Source organism: Candidatus Pelagibacter communis, assembly GCF_001180185.1.
Lineage (GTDB): Bacteria > Pseudomonadota > Alphaproteobacteria > Pelagibacterales > Pelagibacteraceae > Pelagibacter > Pelagibacter ubique_F.
In genome coordinates, this window is the sequence record NZ_CVSS01000029.1 from 1 (window position 1) to 1,334 (window position 1,334).

Annotated in this window: 3 protein-coding genes; all 3 read right to left on the reverse strand. The window is 28.3% G+C overall.

The features are described 5' to 3' along the window. Positions 1-53: 53 nt before the first annotated feature. The gene (locus tag AMN95_RS05590) at positions 54-233 is read right to left on the reverse strand and encodes an orotidine 5'-phosphate decarboxylase / HUMPS family protein (RefSeq protein WP_143323754.1); all 180 of its coding nucleotides are present in this window, start codon (positions 231-233) and stop codon (positions 54-56) included. After that, positions 223-513, reverse strand: a complete 291-nt coding sequence (locus AMN95_RS02140) for an HU family DNA-binding protein (RefSeq protein WP_075522356.1) — start codon at positions 511-513, stop codon at positions 223-225. The genes AMN95_RS05590 and AMN95_RS02140 overlap by 11 nt, the downstream gene beginning before the upstream one ends. A 19-nt stretch (positions 514-532) precedes the next feature. Continuing rightward, on the reverse strand, positions 533-1,334 hold an 802-nt coding region (locus AMN95_RS02145; protein ID WP_143323755.1), incomplete at its 5' end, for a S1 RNA-binding domain-containing protein.

A 1,334-nucleotide genomic window follows, 5' to 3' on the forward strand; every position in this document is an offset into this window, starting at 1 on the left:
TTAGGGACTTAATAGATTCAATAAGTGTATTTTTTATATCAAAAAATTTACCATCATAAAAAAATAGGTTTTTTAAATTTACCGAGTTCTCTTATATCTTCTGGAGAGTGTTTAGTAATATATTGTAAGCCTATTTTAATTCCCGAAATTTCATTATGTATTTTTGATAACAATTCTAGAATTTCTTTTTGACTTGATACGTCACAAGCTACAAAGATATTTTTATTCATCATTATTTAATTTTTTAAACAAGTCTTTTGCCATTTTGAAGTGAATTGTTCTCTTTTCTGGCGTATTAACCTTTTCACCAGTTTTTGGATTTCTTGAGATCCTAGCTTTCTGGATATTTGTTGAGAATATTCCAAATCCTCTTAATTCCACCCTTTCACCTCTTTTAAGGGTTAACTTTATCTCTTTTAAAATTATATCTGTAAATTTCTCTAAATCTTTCTTTAAAAAATTTGGATAATTTTTTGATAGTTGTTTTAAAAGCTTTGATTTTACAATAGCCAATTTATTCTTCTTGTATTTACTATTTTTCTTCGTCTTTTTTCTTTAAGTCTTCCGACAATGATGAAAAAGGAAGATTTTTCCCAGAGCCCTCTGATCCATATTTTTCTAAGGCTTCTTTTTTTTCTATTTCTTCTAATAACTTAATACTTAAATTCACTTTTCTTTTTACTAAATCTATTTCAGAAATAGCACAATCTATTCTTTCACCACCTGTGAATCTTGAAGGCCTAGCATCTGCTGCGTTAATTGCAATTTGTGATTTTTTAATTTGAAAGTCCATTTCACATCCCTCAGGTCTAACTGTAAGACCTTTATTATCAGTGGATATAATTTTTACTGTAATAGCTTGATTAACTTTTTTATCTTTAAACCAATCAAATGGATCTGGTTGTGTCTGTCTTAGTCCAACTCTTATTTTTTGTTCTGTTGGTTTGATTTCTAAAACCTTCACTTTTATTTTATCACCTTTTTTATAGTTAGTTAGCTCTTCTTCTCCCTTATTTAGATAAGTCAAATCGTTACAATGTAGAAAAGCATCAACATCTAAATTTTCAATTTTTACGAATAAAGAGTATTCATTTTTATTTACTACTTCACCTTCAACAATTGTACCAACTGGATACTTTTTTTCAAAAATTTCAAATGGGTTATCTTGAGTGAGACGATGTGAGATTGCAACTCTTCTCTTGTCTTTATCAATCTCAGTGATAACACAATCTATTTCATCTCCAACTTTAAACATTTTTTTTGCAGATACATTTTTTTTAGTCCAACTTAACTCGCTTGAGTGTAGTAGAGTTGTTAAACCTGGTTCTAATTCA

Excerpts from the sequence above, each read along its gene's own strand:
- AMN95_RS05590 (WP_143323754.1), bottom strand. The coding sequence starts at position 233 with ATGATGAATAAAAATATCTTTGTAGCTTGTGACGTATCAAGTCAAAAA.